Below are 2170 nucleotides of genomic sequence, written 5' to 3' on the forward strand. Positions count from 1 at the left end.
GTCGCGCTCAACCGGGACACCAGCGTCACCGGTTCCGCCGTCCCCGAGGACGGCCCCGCCGAGACCGGCACGACGACCACCACGACCACGACCTCCACCCCGCCGCCCGACCCGTGCGCCCCCGTCCTGGCCGGGCTGACCCCGCGCGCCGGGCTCGCCCAGCTGCTCCAGGTCGGCGTCAACCCGCGCGGCCCGCAGGACGCGCTGTCCATCGTCGGGTCCGAGCAGGTCGGCGGCATCTTCGTCGGCGGCGACGACGTCGGCCTGCTGTCGGGGGACGCGCTGGCCGCCGTGCACGCCGCCTCCACGCTGCCGCTCACCGTCTCGGTGGACGACGAGGGCGGCCGGGTGCAGCGGATCGACGCGCTCGACGGCGACATCCCCAGCGCCCGCACCATGACCAGCACCCTGTCCACCGAGCAGGTCCGCGAGCTGGCCCGCGAGCGCGGCGCGGCGATGCGGGCGCGCGGCGTCAACACCGACCTCGCCCCCGTGCTCGACCTGACCGCCCAGGCCGCGAACACCGTGATCGGCGACCGCTCGTTCAGCGCCGACCCGGCCACCGCCGTCTCCTACGCCGAGGCGTTCGCCGAGGGCCTGCGCCAGGCCGGGGTCGTCCCGGTGGTCAAGCACTTCCCCGGCCACGGCAACACCTCCGGCGACTCGCACCTCGGCTCGGTCACCGCGCCCCCGCTCGCCCAGCTGCGCGCCCACGACCTCGCGCCCTACCGGGAGCTGGCCCGGTTCGGCGAGGACGTGCAGGTCATGGTCGGCCACATCGCCGTCCCCGACCTGACCGGCGGCCTGCCCGCGAGCCTGAGCCCGGCCGCGTACGAGCTGCTGCGCGGCGAGTTCGCCTTCGACGGCCTGGTCATGACCGACGACCTGGGCGCGATGCGCGCGGTGACCGACCTGGCCGACCTGCCCGACGCGGTGCTGCGCGCGCTGGTCGCGGGCGCGGACGTGGCGCTGTGGTCGTCCGGCGGCCGGGTCGGCGAGGTGCTCGACCGGTTGCAGGCCGCCGTCGCGAGCGGCGAGCTGAGCGCGGAGCGGGTGGACCGCTCGCTGCGCCGCGTGCTCAAGTCCAAGCACCTCTGCTAGCGCCCCCACCAGCGTCGATCATCTTCGGTGATCGCTGCGCGTGCCGATCGGGTCTGGTTCGGCGCGCGCGGGCGCGGTGGGCTTGGCGGCATGAGGATCGGTACCCACCAAGCCGGACCGCCCGCTCCCGGCGACCGCCCCGAGGACCTGCCCGTGGACAGCGCCTGGACCAACCAGATGCCCGGCGGCTGGGACCCGCTGGCCCTGCTCGCCGCCCACGGCCCCGGCGAGCTGGAGCTGGGCACCGCGATCGTGCCCACCTACCCCCGGCACCCGGTGGCCCTGGCCACCCAGGCGCTCACCACTCAGGCCCTGGTCGGCGGCAGGCTCACCCTCGGCATCGGCCCGAGCCACGCCTGGCACGTCACCGACCAGCTCGGCCTGCCCTACACCTCGCCCGCCGCGCACACCCGCGAGTACCTGGAGGTCCTGCGTCCCCTGCTGCGCGGCGAGCACGTGCGGCACGCGGGCGAGCACTTCACCGTCGACATCCGGCTCGACCAGCCCGTCGCGCCACCGCCGGTGCTGCTGTCCGCGCTGGGGCCGAGGATGCTGCGGGTGGCGCGGGACCTGGCGGACGGCGTCCTCGCCACCTGGTGCACGCCCGAGCTGGTCGAGCGGCACCTGGCGCCCGCGCTGGGGGAGGGCGCGCGGATCGTGGTGAGCGCGATGGTGGTGCTCACCGACGACCCGGACGCGGCGCGCGCCCAGGTGGAGGAGGCGTTCGGGGCGGCGTCGCGGATGCCCGCCTACCGGGCGCTGCTCGACCGGGGCGGGCTGGCGGGGGTGGGGGACACGGCGGTGGTCGGCAGCGTGGAGCAGGTCCTCGCCCAGCTCACCCGCCTGCGCGACGCCGGGGCCACGGACCTGGTGCTCGCCGTGCTCGGCCCGCCCGCCGACCGCGCGCGGGTGCACGAGGTGGCGGACGGGCTGCGCGGCTGACGGCGGTCCGGGTCAGGCCCCGCCCTCCCCGCCCCGCAGGACCACCGCCCGCTCGACCGAGGCGGGCGTCTCCACGGGGACGTCCGCCGGTTCGGGCGCAACAGGCTCGGGCTGGGGCGGCTCGGAC

Annotated in this window: 2 protein-coding genes; both read left to right on the forward strand. The window is 76.9% G+C overall.

The window, feature by feature from the left end:
• The coding region (locus tag ACTUAL_RS24230) for a glycoside hydrolase family 3 N-terminal domain-containing protein (RefSeq protein ID WP_440901863.1) at positions 1 to 1101 on the forward strand (1101 nt) is incomplete at its 5' end.
• A gap of 90 nt (positions 1102 to 1191) precedes the next feature.
• Positions 1192 to 2043 carry a TIGR03564 family F420-dependent LLM class oxidoreductase gene (locus ACTUAL_RS24235; RefSeq protein WP_440901864.1) on the forward strand — a complete coding sequence of 284 codons (852 nt, stop codon included), beginning with the start codon at positions 1192 to 1194 and terminating at the stop codon, positions 2041 to 2043.
• Positions 2044 to 2170: the final 127 nt, after the last annotated feature.

It is taken from the genome of Actinosynnema sp. (assembly GCF_052038725.1).